The sequence below is a fragment of the Pectobacterium brasiliense genome, assembly GCF_016950255.1.
GTDB lineage: Bacteria > Pseudomonadota > Gammaproteobacteria > Enterobacterales > Enterobacteriaceae > Pectobacterium > Pectobacterium brasiliense.
In genome coordinates this window covers 324,233-341,986 of record NZ_JACGFN010000001.1, presented here as the reverse complement: position 1 = coordinate 341,986, position 17,754 = coordinate 324,233, and the positions used below count along the sequence as shown (strand labels likewise).

Annotated in this window: 12 protein-coding genes and 1 tRNA gene; 2 read left to right on the top strand and 11 right to left on the bottom strand. The window is 51.9% G+C overall.

The annotated features are described in order from the left end of the window. Positions 1-48 precede the first annotated feature (48 nt). Positions 49-786, bottom strand: coding sequence for a phosphatase (locus H4F65_RS01535; protein WP_010275960.1), 738 nt, complete (start codon positions 784-786; stop codon positions 49-51). Positions 787-1,065: 279 nt separating this feature from the next. On the opposite strand from H4F65_RS01535, the gene H4F65_RS01530 reads away from it, so the two are divergent. Next, positions 1,066-1,155: transfer RNA gene (locus H4F65_RS01530), tRNA-Ser, on the top strand. Positions 1,156-1,439: 284 nt separating this feature from the next. On the opposite strand, the gene H4F65_RS01525 is transcribed toward H4F65_RS01530, so the two are convergent. The 7 genes from H4F65_RS01525 to rlmKL all read right to left on the bottom strand — a co-directional run bounded on the left by H4F65_RS01525 (position 1,440) and on the right by rlmKL (position 11,587). Beyond that, on the bottom strand, positions 1,440-2,999 hold the full coding sequence (locus tag H4F65_RS01525; protein ID WP_010276989.1) for a methyl-accepting chemotaxis protein: 1,560 nt from the start codon (positions 2,997-2,999) through the stop codon (positions 1,440-1,442). A gap of 403 nt (positions 3,000-3,402) precedes the next feature. After that, positions 3,403-3,570, bottom strand: coding sequence for a ribosome modulation factor (gene rmf / locus H4F65_RS01520; RefSeq protein WP_010276992.1), 168 nt, complete (start codon positions 3,568-3,570; stop codon positions 3,403-3,405). A gap of 302 nt (positions 3,571-3,872) precedes the next feature. Beyond that, on the bottom strand, positions 3,873-4,439 hold the full coding sequence (gene pqiC / locus H4F65_RS01515; protein ID WP_010276995.1) for a membrane integrity-associated transporter subunit PqiC: 567 nt from the start codon (positions 4,437-4,439) through the stop codon (positions 3,873-3,875). Beyond that, positions 4,439-6,106: an intermembrane transport protein PqiB gene (gene pqiB, locus H4F65_RS01510; RefSeq protein WP_373370738.1), complete on the bottom strand. Its 1,668-nt coding sequence runs from the start codon at positions 6,104-6,106 to the stop codon at positions 4,439-4,441. The genes pqiC and pqiB overlap by 1 nt, the downstream gene beginning before the upstream one ends. Beyond that, positions 6,066-7,442 (bottom strand): membrane integrity-associated transporter subunit PqiA, encoded by a 1,377-nt coding sequence (gene pqiA / locus H4F65_RS01505; protein ID WP_072014201.1) that lies wholly within the window; start codon positions 7,440-7,442, stop codon positions 6,066-6,068. The genes pqiB and pqiA overlap by 41 nt, the downstream gene beginning before the upstream one ends. A gap of 95 nt (positions 7,443-7,537) precedes the next feature. Then, positions 7,538-9,466 carry an ABC transporter ATP-binding protein gene (locus H4F65_RS01500; protein ID WP_010277005.1) on the bottom strand — a complete coding sequence of 643 codons (1,929 nt, stop codon included), beginning with the start codon at positions 9,464-9,466 and terminating at the stop codon, positions 7,538-7,540. A gap of 3 nt (positions 9,467-9,469) precedes the next feature. Further along, a complete protein-coding gene (rlmKL, locus tag H4F65_RS01495; RefSeq protein WP_010277009.1) occupies positions 9,470-11,587 on the bottom strand; it encodes a bifunctional 23S rRNA (guanine(2069)-N(7))-methyltransferase RlmK/23S rRNA (guanine(2445)-N(2))-methyltransferase RlmL in 2,118 nt (705 codons plus the stop codon). A 110-nt stretch (positions 11,588-11,697) separates the two neighbouring features. Between rlmKL and H4F65_RS01490 the strand changes: the two genes are divergently transcribed. Then, on the top strand, positions 11,698-12,801 hold the full coding sequence (locus H4F65_RS01490; protein ID WP_010277012.1) for a YcbX family protein: 1,104 nt from the start codon (positions 11,698-11,700) through the stop codon (positions 12,799-12,801). Positions 12,802-12,873: 72 nt separating this feature from the next. Here H4F65_RS01490 and H4F65_RS01485 read toward each other — a convergent pair whose 3' ends face one another. The 3 genes from H4F65_RS01485 to pepN form a co-directional block, all read right to left on the bottom strand. Then, entirely contained in the window at positions 12,874-13,461 is a 588-nt protein-coding gene (locus tag H4F65_RS01485) for a cell division protein ZapC (RefSeq protein WP_010277014.1), read from the bottom strand. Between the two features lie 201 nt (positions 13,462-13,662). After that, the gene (gene pyrD / locus H4F65_RS01480) at positions 13,663-14,673 is read right to left on the bottom strand and encodes a quinone-dependent dihydroorotate dehydrogenase (protein ID WP_010277017.1); all 1,011 of its coding nucleotides are present in this window, start codon (positions 14,671-14,673) and stop codon (positions 13,663-13,665) included. Between the two features lie 445 nt (positions 14,674-15,118). After that, a complete protein-coding gene (gene pepN, locus H4F65_RS01475) occupies positions 15,119-17,734 on the bottom strand; it encodes an aminopeptidase N (protein ID WP_010277018.1) in 2,616 nt (871 codons plus the stop codon). Between the last annotated feature and the right edge of the window lie 20 nt (positions 17,735-17,754).

The window sequence follows — 17,754 nt, the reverse complement described above, 5'->3', positions numbered from 1 at the left end:
TTATTGTTAAGTGACACTGTCTTTAGTAACGCTTTTTAAGTGACAGCGTCACAAATCAGCAAGTTCAGCGATAGCAGGCATTCCACGCTGTTCGAGGAAATCCAACACGCGGCGAGGGCTTACGTTCAATATCCGATCCTGCGGGAAATTCACTTCCTGCAAAATACGTTCGCAGTGGGTAAAGTCTCCCAGAGAAAACGCAATATGGGAATCGGAACCTAAAGAAAGTAATCCACCCGCGTCACGAACAGCTTCCGCAATCGCCCGACAGTTTGGCTCACTGCCTTGGCGTGAATGCATGAAAGAGGAATTATTTAGCTCCAGCGCCACATTGTATTTCGCCGCGGCTTCCGCAATCGCGCGGATATCGACAGGAAATTTCGGGTTGCCGGGGTGGCTAATGATATGCGCGTCGCCACGTGCCATGGTCGCGATCATCGCCGTAGTATGTGTATCTTTATCCTGTGGTGGAAAAACCGGCTCATGAAAGCCTGCGATAATCACATCCACCTGAGTCAACATCGGTCCGGTGCAGTCGATATCACCCTCGATATTTTTAATATTTGCTTCGATACCGCGCAGGATGCCGACACCATCCACCAGACGCGGCCAAACGCGCATATTCATGAAGTGCCAGTAATGCGGTGCATCCGCCATATCCGGGCCATGATCGGTAATGGCAAACAGGCGGATATTCTTCTGCTGTGCTTCGACGATGTAATCATGCAGGGTACTGTAAGCATGTGTGCTGGCAACGGTGTGCATATGTAAATCGACGGGATACATAGGTTCTCCTGAGTCAACGTTTGCAAATCAGCATACCATTTTCAGGGCTATTCCGCAGCCAGCGAACGAAATCACAACGCATGATTAACACAACTGAAACATCAGTTTTTGGCGCATGGCTGGAGAATACACGTGGGCGAGAATTAAAAGCGGTGAGCAAAGCAACAAATTGCGTTAACTTTAGCTAATTGCGCGCATTGAATGCAGAAGTTTGTTGACGCTGTTCGGCAATTTCCCTACATTAGCGCCGTCCGCTGCTATGCGATACGGCGAGACCACGGTGAGGTGTCCGAGAGGCTGAAGGAGCACGCCTGGAAAGTGTGTATACGTGAAAACGTATCAAGGGTTCGAATCCCTTCCTCACCGCCATATAAAAGAAAACGCCCTTGACGCAAGTTAAGGGCGTTTTCTTTTATATCGTTGGAACGGATGAGAAGCCTTGACAGGGTTCGACAAAACGACAGGATTGGCGTTTTGGACCGCCAACGGCGGCCCGCAGGGCGAGCGGCAGGACGCCGCGAGTCAATCCCCCACATACGTACACCGAGCTGCCCTTGACGCAAGTTAAGGGCGTTTTTTTATATCGTTGGAACGGATGAGATGCCTCGGCAGGATTCATTCTATTATCTGAACCCTGCCGTTTGTTGTTCCTGCTATCTTGCCCCCAGCGCCAGATAGCTGCCCGCAGATTCATCAACGCGGAATTGTTCAACGGTACGTGACAGCTCTTGTGCCTGTTCGTTCAGAGAGTGTGCCGCAGCCAATGCTTCTTCAACCAACGCCGCATTCTGTTCGGTACTCTGATCCATCTGCGATATCGCGAGATTGACCTGTTCAATACCGGAACGCTGCTCTGCACTCGCCACGCTGATCTCGCCCATCATGGACGTTACGCGGTGTACGCTTTCAACGACTTCACTCATCGTATCACCAGCCTGCTTCACGAAATCCGTGCCCTCACCTACCTTGGCAACGGAATCATCAATCAAGCCTTTAATTTCCCGAGCGGCGGATGCAGAGCGCTGCGCCAGCGTGCGAACTTCACTTGCGACGACGGCGAAGCCGCGGCCTTGTTCACCGGCCCGAGCTGCTTCTACCGCAGCATTCAACGCCAGAATATTCGTCTGGAAAGCGATGCTGTCAATAACGCCGATGATATCCACTATCTTACGCGATGATGTACTGATGGAGTCCATCGTCACCACGACCCGGCTGACAACATCCCCACCGCGCACCGCGACATCCGATGCTGACACCGCAAGTTCATTCGCGTAGCGCGCGTTATCTGCATTCTGTTTCACCGTTGCCGTCAGTTGTTCCATTGCCGCGGCCGTTTGTTCTAGAGCGCTGGCCTGCGATTCGGTACGGGCAGACAAATCGCCGTTACCCGATGCAATCTGCGTCGAGGCTGTGGCAATAGAATTGGTACTACTGCGAACCTGATTAACCAGATGCGACAGGTTGTCGCGCATCGCACGGATAGCGTAAAGAATACTGGTTTGGTCGCCCGGCTTCGTTTCAACATCGACGCGCAAATTGCCTTCCGCAATTTCACGCACAACCTCCACCGCATATTGCGGCTCACCGCCAAGCTGGCGCATCAGCGTACGTAACATATTCCATGCAAACGCGGAAATGATTAACAACAGAACCAACCCTAAAGACAGCAGGATCAGCGCATTGCGCCAGAATGTTTGTTGGATATCGTCAATATAGTCACCATAGCCAATCGTCCAGTCCCAAGGCTCGAATTTAATGACGGCATAAAGCTTCTCAACTTTATTCTGCTGCCCCGGACGCGTCCCTTCCGCGATCACCGTGCCAATCGTATTGCCTTTAAGCGACGCACGGTAGCGCTCTCCCGCCTCTTTACCACCATTGGCATCGACAATGCCAATGCGTTTAGGGTTAGGGTGAACATAGTTCACATCATTCGTATAGCCGCGTACGAAGAAATAGCGATCGTCCTGATGGAAACTGCTAATTGCCCGTTTGGCCTCTTTCTCTGCGTCCTCACGTGATAGCTGACCGCTTTTCTCAAGGTCATATGCCTTTTGTGCCGCAGCGTGAGCCAGTTGAACCAGCGTAGAAAGCTGGCCAGTGCGTTCGCTCATCATCGTGTTATAGAGCGTATTCAGCGCCACCGCAGATAAAATTAACATCCCTAACAAGGTCGTACCGCATAGCAGCGCAATTCTGGTTCGTAATTTCACGATATTCTTCTCTCTAATCGCTTTTCAGAAAATTCCGAACAAAAAACTACACTACATTGCCGACTTGAGCCATACCATCCAGGTAGTAATGATAGATTTTTTAACAATAAATAATGAAAAATCACCTCATTCGCTCAATTTAGAGGCAATATCGAGCAATAACGATTAAAAAATAGAGAAAAAATGATCGAAATCGAAATTAATAGGTAAATAACGTTGCAGGAATAACAAAGCCTCGGATCATGACTCGAAGCCCGATATGTCTGTTGAACGTATCGATTGATCGTGTATGTCGACGGTGAACTCGGTATCGATGGAACTGAGAGGCAGAATCAGGACTCTTGGCCCCTAAAAACAAAAGCCTCCGCAAAAGCGGAGGCGTTCCCTCTAATGACAAGGCGCGCTAAGCGGTAACAGCCCTGTCCTCCATGGCTTTTCGCCAGCCTCCCAACCAGTAAGACCGGGCATTAATTGATTGATAAGGACAAAATTCCTTTGGTCTACCGACAATACCTGCTTGATAACCACGTGAATGAGCCCGTTCCAGGCGATCGCGTTTCTGTCTCTTCATGCCTTATTTCCCTCATTATTTATCTGGTGGAAAGAAAACAATGATTACTTTATAAGCAATCACAAACTATCAATACCGATTCTGTCGCCAAAGGTCAAGGCGCAAAATTCACGCCAGTGTCATATTTGTGATCAAAAATAGGAATTTTCCCCGTTAAAGAACCGAAAAACATAACTGATTGAAAACAATAAAAAACCTCTAAAAACGTAATGCAATCACAGCATTACATCTTTAGAGGCCTAATTTCTTAGAACGTTGTTTGTGTCAAAGCGTGACCGGATAATACCGGGTCGCTGTCATCGTTATTTCAGCGTACCCGCCTGCTGGGCAATCGACTGGGAAACTTGCTGCCAGCCTTGCGCCAGCGTTCTTACCAACGCGTCGTAGCCATCTTCTGTTTGTTGCAGCACTACGTTAAAGGGATGCTTAACCACTTTCCCCTGATAGGTCAGCATCCACTCTCCGCGCACGATAACATTGCCATCATAACGACCGTGAAAGCCCGTGACAGCCACGTTCAGCACTGCCTGTTCGCTGCCCTGCGGCTGTGTGGTCACAACCCAACCGGGAAGCTTATGCCCCAGATTTGTCACCAGCGCCTGCTGCAATTGCTGATCCAGCGGGCTGGCCCACAGGTTGTTACTGGCAATGACATACTGCACATCGTTAGTCTGATAAACCAAACCTGCATTGACGAGATAATCTGCCACGCTGACATGTTCCACCCATAGCGGATGCCCCTGAGTCACCGCAGTTTGCGTCGTATTGGTCTCCGCGATTGTCGGTAGCTGATAGTACGTTTTCTGCGTATTGCTACTGCTGCACGCGCTCAATACCAAAGCCAGAACCAATGTCCATGCTTTCATCATTATTTTGCCCTCTTCGGCTGAGGATCCTGACTACCCGAGGCCTCAAAAACCAACGCATTACTTTTCTCGTTCAGGGTACGCAGCACAGGCTGTAGCTCCCGCAGCACCTGATCCAACCGCTGCATATCCGCCACCATCTTGTTATACGCCGGTGAGCCGGGCTGGAAGCCTTTCATACTGCGATTCAATTCAAGCAACGTTTTTTGCATATCTTCCGGCAGATCCTGCATCGCTTTGCTGGACGTCAGCTTGTTCAGCGCTGCCATCGTTTTTTGCATTTCGCGCAGCGTCGCCTGACTTTCCGCCAGCGTCTTCGTGGCTTCATTGACCATCGGGTTCAGCGGCAGGTTATTCACCTTATCCAGCACAGCCATCAGCTTCTGCTGAATCTGTGACAGGCCACCGTCAATGGTAGGCAGAACCGGGTAGCCGTCCAGAACGAACAGCTGTTTATCCACTTTCTCTTTTGGATAAAAATCGAGATCGATATAGAGCGCGCCCGTCAGAAGGTTAGCCGACTTCATCGACGCGCGCAGCCCCAGCGACTGGGCTTGCTGCAGATGCTGTTCAAAATCGAACGAGCCGCCAATCTTCTTCTCGAACCGATCGGGTTCAATACGAATCAGCACCGGAATGCGATAATCATCATCCAGATCCTGCTTCATATTTTTTGGGAAAAATGGCGCTTCGGCAACCGTGCCCAGTCGAATACCGCGGAATTCAACCGGCGCGCCCGCCTGTAGACCACGGATCGATTCGCTGAAGAACAGCAAATACTCTTTATATTCGGTGTATAGCGAGTCCTGAATACTGCGCTGGCTATCAAACAGTCGGTACTGTGCCATTGTCTTGGCTGCATCGCCCAGTTCCCACCCAGCAGGGACATCAAAGCTGACGCCACCGCTGAATAACGTCGTCAGCGAGCCCATTTCGACACGCATGCCCTGCGCCGACATATCGAACGCTACGCCGCTGTCTTTCCAAAAACGGACGTTGGTCGTGACCAAACCGTCATACGGCGCAGAGATAAACAGCTGATAGCGCATCTTGCGTGCTTTCGGATCGAACTCGCTGGTTTCCACCGACCCCACCCGATAGCCGCGGAACAGGACCGGATCGCCCGCATTCAACTGCCCGGATTGCTCACTGTCCAATATTACCCTAATGCCTTTCGCATCCGGCGAAGCCAGCGGCGGCGCATCCAGCAGCGTAAACTCGCTTTTACCCTCTTTACTGGCCCCGGGCTGTAGCTCAATGTAAGCGCCGGATAAGAGCGTCCCCAGACCGGAAACGCCTTCGCGACCAATTTGCGGCTTCACCACCCAGAAAGCAGAGTCCTCCTTGAGCAGTTTATCCATACCATCATGCAGGCGTGCTTTGATTTCCACACGATGGAGGTCATCACTCAGCACGACGCTCTCTATCACTCCAACGTCTACGCTACGGCTTTTGATGGCAGTTTTTCCCGCTTCAATCCCTTCAGCGCTGCTGGTAATCAGCGTAATTTGCGGCCCCTGATGGCTGAAATGGTAAAACAGTATCCAGGCACCGATCAGTACCGTGACAATCGGCACAATCCAGACCGGAGACCAGCGTTTAATCGTTTCTACATCCGCAACGGCATGATTATCTTTCGCCAACGGCAGGCTCCTTATGAAGAACATCATTGCGACGATCCCACAACAAACGGGGATCAAACATCATCGCGGCAAACATGGTCAGAATCACCACAGCCGCGAACAGTACCGCCCCAACGGCGGGATAAATACTCATCAGACGACCAATGCGCACCATCGCAGATAGGACGGCAATCACAAACACATCAATCATCGACCAGCGTCCAACAAACTCAACCATCTCATAGATGACATGCATGCGCTCGCTGTCTTCCGTTTTTTTGGTTTTGCCGTTGGCCTGCCAGCAAAGCCAGCCTAGCGCCAGCATTTTTAGCGATGGCACCATGACGCTGGCGACAAAAATCACCAGCGCGACAGGGTAAGATCCCATCCCCCACAACAGAATAACACCCGACATAATCGTCGATCCCATACGATCGCCGAAGGCTTCGGTCACCATGATCGGCATCAGATTCGAGGGGATATACAGCATCACAGAGGTGATCAGCAGAGCCAGTGTCCATTGCAAGCTGTGCTTCTTACGGGCATGTCCACGTGAGTGGCAGCGCGGGCATATTAATTGGTTGGCTGGCAGAATGGCGGTGCAGCACGGGCATGAACGCAGCCCTTGCGATAGCCCGCTTTGTCCCAGAACCGGTGGCGCAGGCAGCGCGGGCGGCGGCACAATGTCATTCCACAGCCAGCGGCGATCGAGGCTTTGAAAGGCCAGCAGCTGTAGCAGACAGAACAGGACAAAAGGCATAAAACTGGTGCCGATGCCGATGTCACCATAGGCCATCAGTTTGACAAAACTGACCAGTACGCCAGCCAGAAAAATCTCTGCCATCCCCCAGCTTTTGAGGTGGAACAGCATTTTGCCCAGACTTTTTTTCAACGTCAGCGGCAGCGAGGCATGCAGGCAAAGCAAAATGAGGGTCGCCATACTGAAAGCCGGGACCAGTTGGACAAAAAGCATAAACAGCGTCGCGACGCTGGCATAGTTTTCCGCCACCATCACTTTAGGAATTTGTATCAGGGTAATTTCGCTGGTGATTCCCGCTACACGCATAGAAACGAAGGGGAAGAGGTTTGCCAGCAATAGCATAAATAGCGCGCTCACCGCATAGCCAACCGGCCGTTTACGCGGTTCCGTCTGGCGGCTGGTTAGTGCAGTTTTACAGCGCGGACAAGTCGCTTTCTGGCCGTGTAACAGCTCCGGTAATTCCACCAGCAGGTCGCACTGCGGGCAAAGCATATAGTCATCATGGTGATGATGTTCGTGCTCAGGGCTATGCTCATGAGCGGGATCATGTTGAAGATCGCGTTTATGTTGATGACGCTCTTTTTGTTGAAGATCTGGGTCATGCCGATCGTGATGGGAACACACGCATTCTCTCCTTCAAAACTTCGTCAGCTTATGACCGAAAAACCATCAATACGAGATGTTGCACCCGTATTGATGGTGTCACACAACCACGCGTATTAGCCGTTTTTCTGTGCTTCCAGCTCTTCCCAACGTTCGAAACAGGTTTCCAGCGCGCTTTCCGCTTCCGCCAGAGCGCTTAAGACCAGCTGCGTCTCTTCGCGTGGGCGGTTAAAGAAACCCGCGTCATTCATCTGCGCTTGCAGCGACGCAATTTCCTGTTCCAGTTGCTCAAGACGCAGCGGCAACTGATCTAATTCGCGCTGCTGGTTATAACTTAATTTCCCCGCGCTTCGTTTAGCGGACGGTGCGGTGCTCGCTGCTGTCGCTGTTGCGGTTACTGCCGGCGCAGCCGTCGTTCGCAGTGGCGTGGCGGTGGCACGCTGCTGTTGCGCATCGTAATACCCACCGACAAAGCGAGAAATCTTGCCGTCACCTTCAAAGATCCAGCATTCGGTCACCGAATTATCGACGAATTGACGGTCGTGGCTGACCAGAAGAACCGTTCCCTGATAGCTTTCGATTAATTCTTCCAGCAATTCCAGCGTTTCCACGTCCAGATCGTTGGTCGGTTCATCAAGAATCAACAGGTTGCTAGGTTTGAGGAACAAACGCGCCAGTAGCAGGCGGTTACGCTCCCCACCCGACAGCGCTTTTACTGGCGTCATGGCGCGTTTAGGATGGAACAGAAAGTCTTGCAGATAGCCCAACACATGGCGCGAGCGACCGTTGACCATCACTTCCTGTTTGCCTTCCGCCAGGTTGTCCATCACCGTACGTTCTGGATCGAGTTCAGCACGGTGCTGATCGAAATAGGCAACCTCCAACTTCGTGCCACAGTGCACACGACCGCTGATCGGTTCCAATCCACCCAGCATCAATTTTAGCAGCGTAGTTTTACCGCAGCCATTCGGCCCCACCAGCGCAATCTTGTCGCCGCGCTGCACCTGAGCGGAGAAATTGCGCGTCAGCACTTTCTTTTCACCCAGAGAACCCTGGTCAACATGATAGTTCACGTCTTCCAGCTCAAACACAATCTTGCCGGAGCGGGCAGCTTCTTCAACCTGCATTTTCGCCGAGCCCATCACTTCACGGCGCTGCGCACGTTCCTGACGCATGGCTTTCAGCGCTCGCACGCGGCCTTCGTTACGGGTACGACGAGCTTTGATGCCCTGACGGATCCACACTTCTTCCTGCGCCAATTTGCGATCGAATTCCGCATTTTGCAGATCTTCCACCCGCAGCGCTTCTTCTTTCCCTTCCAGATATTTGTCGTAGTTACCCGGCCAGGAAACCAGCTTGCCGCGGTCAAGATCGACAATGCGGGTTGCCATATTGCGAATAAACGAACGGTCATGCGAGATAAAGATAATGCTGCCCTGGAACGTTTTCAGGAAGGTTTCCAGCCAGTCAATTGTTTCAATATCCAAGTGGTTAGTCGGTTCATCCAGCAGCAGCACACGCGGCGAACTCACCAGCGCTCTGCCGAGTGCGGCTTTACGCAGCCAACCACCGGAAAGCGAAGCCAGCGGCGCGTCGGCGGACAGACCAAGCTGTTCCAGCACCTCGTGAATGCGACTTTCCAACTGCCACAAGCCCTGATGCTCCAGAACGTCCTGCAACTTAGCCAATTGATTCAGGTTCTTTTCGCTCGGGTCGCTTTCTACCAGACGCAGCATGGCGTGATAGTTTTTCAGGTGATCCGCCTGTGCGGCGACCCCTTCAGCAACAAAATCAAAGACGCTACCAGCAACATCCCGCGGGGGATCCTGTTGCAGGCGCGCGACAATCAGATCCTGTTCATAGGTGATGCGACCATCATCCAGCGGGACCTCTTTGGCCAGAATTTTCAGCAGGGTCGACTTGCCCGCGCCGTTGCGACCAACCAGACAAACGCGTTCATTCTCTTCGATATGGAGTTCGGTGTTATCCAACAGCGGCGCATCACTGAACGACAGCCACGCACCTGAAACACTGATTAAAGACATCGGTTACTTTTCCTCACCGGCATGCGTTAGCAGCCAGCAGTTATGAATTTGACGATTACGGGCAAAATCCTGCGATTGGGTCTGCGCGGTAATTTCTTTGGCGTTCAGCCCCAGCGCGGTCAGACCAGCGGTATCCATCTGGAAGCCGCGTTTATTATTCGAGAACATGATGGTGCCGCCACGGCGCAGTAGACGTTTGAGATCTTTCATCAGCGCCAGGTGATCGCGCTGGACATCAAACGACTCTTCCATACGTTTTGAGTTGGAGAAGGTCGGTGGGTCAATGAAGATCACATCGAACTGTTCATTGGCGTTATGTAACCATGACAGGCAATCCGCCTGAATCAGGCGATGCTGACGCCCGGTCAGGCCATTCACCCGCAGGTTTTTCTCGGCCCATTCCAGATAGGTACGTGACATATCGACCGTGGTCGTTGAACGTGCGCCGCCCAGTCCAGCGTGCACGCTCGCCGTACCGGTGTAAGCAAACAGGTTGAGGAAATCTTTGCCACGGCTCATCTCACCCAGCATTTTTCGGGCGATGCGGTGGTCGAGGAATAGGCCGGTATCGAGGTAGTCGGTCAGGTTGACCCACAGCTTGGCACCAAACTCTTCCATCAGCAGGAAGTCGCCTTTCTGCGCCAATTTTTCGTACTGGTTTTTCCCTTTCTGACGTTCGCGCGTTTTCAGCACCAGACGGTTCGACGGTAATTCCAGCACGCTCAGCGTCGCGTTGATCACATCAAACAGGCGCTGGCGGGCTTTTTGCGCATCAATGGTTTTCGGTGGCGCATACTCTTGTACGACGACCCAACTGCCGTAGCGGTCAACCGCCACATTATATTCAGGCAGATCGGCATCGTAGAGGCGATAGCACTCAATCCCCTGCTGCTTCGCCCACTTCTCCAGCTTGCGCAGGTTTTTACGCAGACGGTTGGCAAAGTCTTCTGCGATTTGCCCCGCAGATTCACCCTGCGTTTCCGCCAGTTGATAATTTTTCTGTACACAGTCCAGCGGGCCGTTTTTCGCTTTGAATTGGCGCTCAGCACGCAGTTGCAAACAGCTCAGCAGCTCCGGCGATGCGCTGAACAGCGAGAGCTGCCAGCCACCAAAGTCGCTTTTCATCTTACGACCCAGCATATTATGCAGGGCGATCAGCGCGGGTTCACTTTCCAGACGCTCACCGTAAGGCGGGTTGCTGACAACCGTGCCTTTCGGGCCTTCTGGCAGTGGATTTTTTAGCTGTGCGGCATCCCTCACGTCAAAAGAAATCAGTTCGGCAACGCCTGCACGACGCGCATTGGCTTTGGCGATCTCAATCACTCGACGGTCATTATCCGACCCGAAGAAGCGCGAGGTCGTCGCCTGTAACCCCTGACGAGCGCGCTGCTGTGCTTCGGCCGTCACTTCACGCCACAGTTCGGCATCGTGCTTTAACCAGGCGTTAAATCCCCAGTGTGTGCGATGCAAACCGGGTGCTCGATCGGACGCAATCATAGCGGCTTCGATCAGCAACGTACCGGAACCACACATCGGATCGACCAGCGGCGTGCCACTCTTCCAGCCAGAGCGTAAAACAATTGCCGCCGCCAGATTCTCTTTTAGCGGAGCCAGCCCCGCCAGATCGCGGTAGCCACGCTGATGTAACCCATCGCCGCTTAAATCCAGCGACACGCTGGCCATATCACGCTGTAAAAAGACGTTAATCCGAATATCCGGCTGCTGTTTCGCTACATCTGGACGCTGCCCGGTTTTGCGCGTGAAGCTATCCACAATCGCATCTTTAACTTTTAATGCGCCGTATTGGCTGTTGCGGATATCTTCATTGGTACCGGTAAAATGCACGGCAAAGGTTTTATCGATGCTGAAGATCGTTGACCAGTCAATCGCCTGCACGCCCAGATACAAATCCAGATCGCTGTGTACCTTGAATTCATTCAGCGGCAGCAGAATGCGCGATGCCAGACGGCTCCACAGCAGGCTCTGGTACAGCAGGCGATTGTCACCCTCAAAATGGACACCGCCCTGCACAACCGCACAGGACTGCGCACCCAATGATTCGAGTTCACTTTTTAATAACTCTTCCAATCCCCGCGCCGTACTGGCAAACAAAGCATTCATGTCGTCACTATCACCAAAAAATAGATTCATAAAAGAAATTGAGGCGCATTATAGCTAATCCGAGACGCTTGTCATAAAGTTGCCGTTTTACTTTGGCAAGGAACAGGTCAGTGATTGGCGTAACGCGGCTTTATATTCATCCGGTAAAATCGATGCGGGGACTACAGCTGTCCCACGCGATGGCGTCTGTCAGCGGTTTGGCGAACGATCGTGCCTTCATGATTACCGAATCGGATGGCACATTTATTACTGCCCGCCAGTATCCGCAGATGGTGTTATTTACTCCCGCCTTGTTACCCGATGGACTGTTTATTGCCGCGCCGGATGGTCAAACAGCCACAATACGTTTTGCCGACTTCACCGAGGCACCTCAGCCGACAGAAGTCTGGGGAACGCACTTTACGGCGCTCGTCGCCCCTGACGCTATCAACGTCTGGTTAAGCCATTATTTCCAACGTGCCGTACAGCTTCGCTGGGTGGGCAATGAGCCATCGCGGCGAGTTAAGCATTATCCTGATGTTCCTCTGGCATTTGCCGATGGCTATCCGTTTCTGTTAATTAATGATGCTTCATTTCAGGCGCTGCGCCAGCGCTGTTCCGCCGGTATAAAAATCGAACAGTTTCGCCCCAATCTGGTCGTGACAGGCGCGGAAGCCTTTGCCGAAGACAGTTGGAAGACCATTCGGATTGGCGAGGTTATTTTTGACGTCGTCAAACCCTGTAGCCGCTGCATTTTCACCACCGTCAGCATCGAACGTGGCCGAAAGCACCCCTCAGGAGAACCGCTGGCAACGCTGCAATCTTTCCGTACTGCCGACAACGGCGACGTTGATTTCGGGCAAAACCTGGTCGCCAGAAATACGGGCATCATTCGCGTGGGCGATACGCTAGAAGTCTTAGCGACCAAACCGCCGCGTCCTTATGGTTCTGGTCAGGTGGTCGAAAGCCTTGTCGTTCCCGAAAAAAGCGAACAGGCCGTCACCCTTCACTATCAGGGAAAATCGTTACAAGGGAACAATCAGCAGATTTTACTGGAGCAGTTGGAGCAACAGGGTATTCGAATCCCCTATTCTTGTCGGGCAGGACTGTGCGGTTGCTGTAAATTGACGTTAGTCAGCGGAGAAGTTTCCGCGCTGAAGCAAAGTGCCATCAGAGAAAACGGCGAGGTTCTTACCTGTAGCTGTATCCCGCAGAGTGACCTTCATTTGCAATAAAAAAGCATCTGCAATAGTCGAAGAAAAGCCAGCATACATGCAGTTTGAAGTCTGACGAGTATAGCCGAGGGTTTAGACCACCTTGGCGTACTCAAACGCCGACGTGCCTTCACCCAACGTGGTTTCCCACTCAACCCTATTCTGAACGACGGCAGGCATGAGTCTGTCGTGCATGATTTTTATGGCGTCACCCAGCCCCATGGTTTTTCCACTTAATGACAGCTGTTCTTGTGCCAGCAGACAGAGGCAGGCTTTATCCCCGGCTTCCGCCACCAGAAAACAGGCCGTTTCATGGGTTTCAGTGAGTTGTACTTGTACAACATCACCTGCCTGCGGCGAATACGTTACGGCATCCGGCTGTTGAATAAAGTGCCAGCTTTTTGGCATAAGCGGTTTTAGGAATCGGCTTGCGACCAGCGCATTAAGAACTAATTCGCCCTGGAGGTCGCGATGCAGTGCCGCTTTCTGACATTTGTCGTTATAGGTAAAAAATAACGCGGCATCGTCGACACAGAATGCACATTCATTGAATGCATCCGGCGTTAGCATTTTAGACGGAAAACGAGAACGGAATAACATGCCATTAGCCAAATCCAACATCAGGCGGTCGTGTTCGGTATCAAAATACCAGCGCCAGTTATCGTCAGGTTTTAACTTCATATTATTTACCCTTCGTCTTCACAGTAGAAATATCAGAAATAGCTGATTGTGTTTTCTCACATCACAATAATCGTTCATCGTCACAAACATTGCGGCAAGAAGATCTGTCATCAGTTGATAGATTATTTACGCAAACGGATAAAATATAGACTAGCCGGGGGGATAAATAAACCCCCAGCTAAAAATGAAAGGCATTTCGGATTAAATATGTGTAACGATATCTTTAATCAGGCGTGGGCCGTGGAAAATAAAGCCTGAATATATCTGTACCAGCGATGCGCCAGCCGCCATTTTTTCGCGTGCCGCGACCAAAGAATCAATTCCTCCAACGCCAATAATCGGTAAACGTCCCGCTAATTCCTGTGACAAACGGCGGATAATTTCCGTGCTGCTTGTCTGCAACGGACGTCCACTTAATCCTCCGGTTTGCCCGCAGTGGTTTAATCCCTGAATCAGTTTTCTATCGAGTGTCGTATTGGTGGCAATCACGCCGTCGATGTTATGGCGAACCAGACTGTCGGCAATTTGGATCAATTCCTCTTCAGAAAGATCCGGCGCGATCTTTACCGCCACGGGAACATATTTCTGATGCTTATCTTTTAATTCTGTCTGCTTGTTCTTTATCGCCAGTAAAAGATCGTCCAGCGCTTCACCATATTGCAGGCTGCGTAATCCCGGCGTATTGGGTGACGAAATGTTGATCGCGATATAGCCTGCGTGAGGATAAACCTTATCCATGCAGATCAAATAATCGTCTTTGCCTTGCTCAACCGGCGTATCTTTATTCTTGCCGATGTTGATCCCTAATACACCGCCAAAACGTGTTTTCTTTACATTCTCGACCAGATAATCCACGCCTTTATTATTAAACCCCATCCGGTTGATCAATCCTTCCGCTTCCACTACGCGGAATAATCTTGGTTTGTCATTACCAGATTGTGGACGCGGCGTTACCGTCCCTACTTCAATAAAACCAAATCCCATTGCGCCTAACGCATCAATACATTCGCCGTCTTTATCTAATCCCGCCGCCAGACCGAGTGGGTTTTTAAAAGATAATCCCATGCAGGTAACGGGTTTAGTCGGAACAGATTGGCGGACGAGAAATTCAAAAGGCGTGTTGGTAATACGGCGTAATTGTTGGAAGGTCAGCTCATGTGCTCGCTCTGGATCGAGCTGAAACAGGGCTTTTTTGATAACGGGATAGAACATATTGTCTCCTGAGATCCCTATCGCAAAGGTATCTTGCCTACGCTGGAAGTAAGCAATAGTGGATTAGCGCTTGATAATAACGTACGTCACGCTGTGGTAAGGGATAGATCGTAAAGACGCTGCAAGTACATCCCTGTAAGCTCGAGCCGCGCAGATATGAATCTCATCCCTGAGATTCACCCTTTCAGGGCCGTCGCAAGCGACGTTCAAAAGCGTTCCTGACGCTTTTGTCCCTGGCGCGGACGCTTTACTCTTCTATCCCCTACCACCGTTATCATTCCGCAAAAATAATCGTCACAATCTAAGATTGTGAATTCACGGTCGGTGATGGTAATTCCATCTTTGCGGAAAGTAAAACGTTTGCGGGAGCTGGGAATCGTGATGCGGGAATTATCGCCACACGCGGCAGGATACCGCGTGTGGCTGTGCTAATCGCGTGGCAGGATTAATCTTGCAGTGCCTTGCTGATCTTCTCGAACAGATCGCCAGACAGATTTTCCAACGTCTTCAGTTGCTCCAACGCCTGGCGCATTTGCGCCTGACGTTTAGCATCATAGCGTTTCAGACGGATCAACGGTTCGATCACCCGTGCCGCAACCTGCGGATTACGGGTGTTTAGATCGGCCAGAATCTCCGTCAGGAAGCGATAACCGCTGCCGTCTTCCGCATGGAAAGCCGACGGATTCGAGGCCGCAAACGCCCCCACCAGCGAACGCAAGCGGTTAGGATTGTTCAGGCTGAATGAACGGTGTTGCAGCAGCTCGCGCACGCGGGTCAGCACATCGGCTGCCGGGCTGGTCGCTTGCAGCACAAACCATTTATCCATGACCAAGCCATCCTGATGCCAGCGGTTATCAAACTGCGTCAGCAGGTCATCACGCACCGGCAGCTGAGCCTCAACCGCCGCCGACAGCGCCGCCAACGAATCGGTCATGTTATCCGCCTGACGGAACTGCGCCTGCACCAGTTTATTCGCCTGATCGGCATCGTTGAATGCCAGATAATGCAGGCAGACGTTGCGTAGTGCTCGTTTACCCATATCCGCGTGTTCGATGCGATATTGCGGCGCGTGATTTGCGTGGTATACCGCCAGCCATTCATCCGCCATCTCTTTCGCCATCGTACGCGTCATGCTTTCGCGTACAGCAGCGATCGCCGTCGGATCAATGATGTCAAACAGCTCGGCAATCTCGTTTTCGCTCGGCAATGTCAGAATCTGAGAAGCCAGCATCGGATCTAGCTTTTCATCCAGCAACACGCCACGGAAAGCATCCACAACATGCATCGGCACGGAAAGCGGCTGTTTCTGCTGATAGCGGGAAACGTTCAGACGAATGTAGTTGGCCAGCAGGCTCTGTGCCGCATCCCAACGTGAGAACGCATTGCTGGCGTGGCGCATCAGGAACGTCAGTTGTTCATCGCTCCAGGCATAGTTCAATTTTACCGGCGCAGAGAACTCACGTAATAAAGAAGGAATCGGGCGGCAAGGCACCTGATCGAAAATGAACGTCTGTTCGGATTCGGTCACATTAAGCACCGACGCCAACAGTTGGCCGTCTTTCTGTAGCGGAATGACCTGCCCTTGCGGATCGTACAGTTCGATATCCAACGGAATATGCAGCGGCAGCTTTGGCTGTTTGTCGGCACCGACTGGGGTTATCTGGCTCACGCTCAGCAGATATTGTTGCGTCTGCGGATCGTAATCATCACGTACAGTCAGCACCGGCGTGCCCGATTGGCTGTACCAGCGGCGGAACTGCGTGAGATCGACACCGGAGGCATCTTCCATCGCCAGCACAAAGTCATCACAGGTTGCCGCGCTGCCGTCGTGACGCTCAAAATATAGACGAATACCGGCCTGGAAGCCTTCTTCACCTAATAAGGTGTGCATCATGCGGATCACTTCCGATCCTTTTTCATAGACCGTCAGCGTGTAGAAGTTATTCATCTCGATCACCTGATCGGGACGAATCGGATGCGACATCGGGCTGGCATCTTCGGCAAACTGCGCGCCGCGCATCACACGCACGTTATCAATACGGTTCACTGGGCGCGAACCCAGATCGGAGCTGAACTCCTGATCGCGGAACACCGTCAGCCCTTCTTTCAGGCTAAGCTGAAACCAGTCGCGGCAGGTGACGCGGTTACCCGTCCAGTTGTGGAAATATTCATGGCCGATCACCGCTTCAATATTCAGATAGTCTTTATCCGTCGCGGTTTCCGCCTTGGCCAGCACGTATTTAGAGTTGAATACGTTCAGCCCTTTGTTTTCCATCGCCCCCATGTTGAAGAAATCAACGGCGACGATCATATAGATGTCGAGATCGTATTCCAGACCGAAGCGCTCTTCGTCCCACTTCATCGAATTCTTCAACGAGGTCATCGCCCAACCAGCACGATCGAGGTTGCCACGGTCAACATACAGCTCCAGTGCCACATCGCGGCCAGAACGTGTCGTAAAGCGATCCTGAAGGACATCAAAATCGCCAGCAACCAGCGCAAACAGATAAGCGGGTTTCGGGAAAGGATCCTGCCACTCAATCCAGTGGCGGCCGCCTTCCAGCTCCCCTTGTGCGATACGATTGCCGTTAGAGAGTAAATAAGGATAGCGAGCTTTATCCGCAGTGATGCGCGTCGTAAATTTCGCCAATACATCCGGTCGGTCGAGATAATAAGTAATGTGGCGGAACCCTTCGGCCTCACACTGCGTACAGAGCGCGTCGCCAGAGAGGTATAACCCTTCCAGCGCGCTATTAGCGGCGGGATTAATTTCCGTTTCGATGCTGAGCGTGAAACGCGCAGGTAATTGCGTCAGAATCAGGCCATCATCCTGCTGCTGGTAGTGTGTCCACGGCTGACCATCAACGCTCAGGCTAATCAGTTTCAGCCCTTCGCCATCCAGCTTCAACGGCGCGCCAGCGTCCCCCTGCAACACCACCTGACTAACGGCTTTTACGTGAGTCTTTTCGGCATCGAGATCGAAATCCAGTGCAATGTCGGTAATGGTGTAATCCGGCGCACGGTAGTCATGGCGATATTTTATTTGCGGCTGTTGATTCATATAAAGTTTCCACCTCGTCA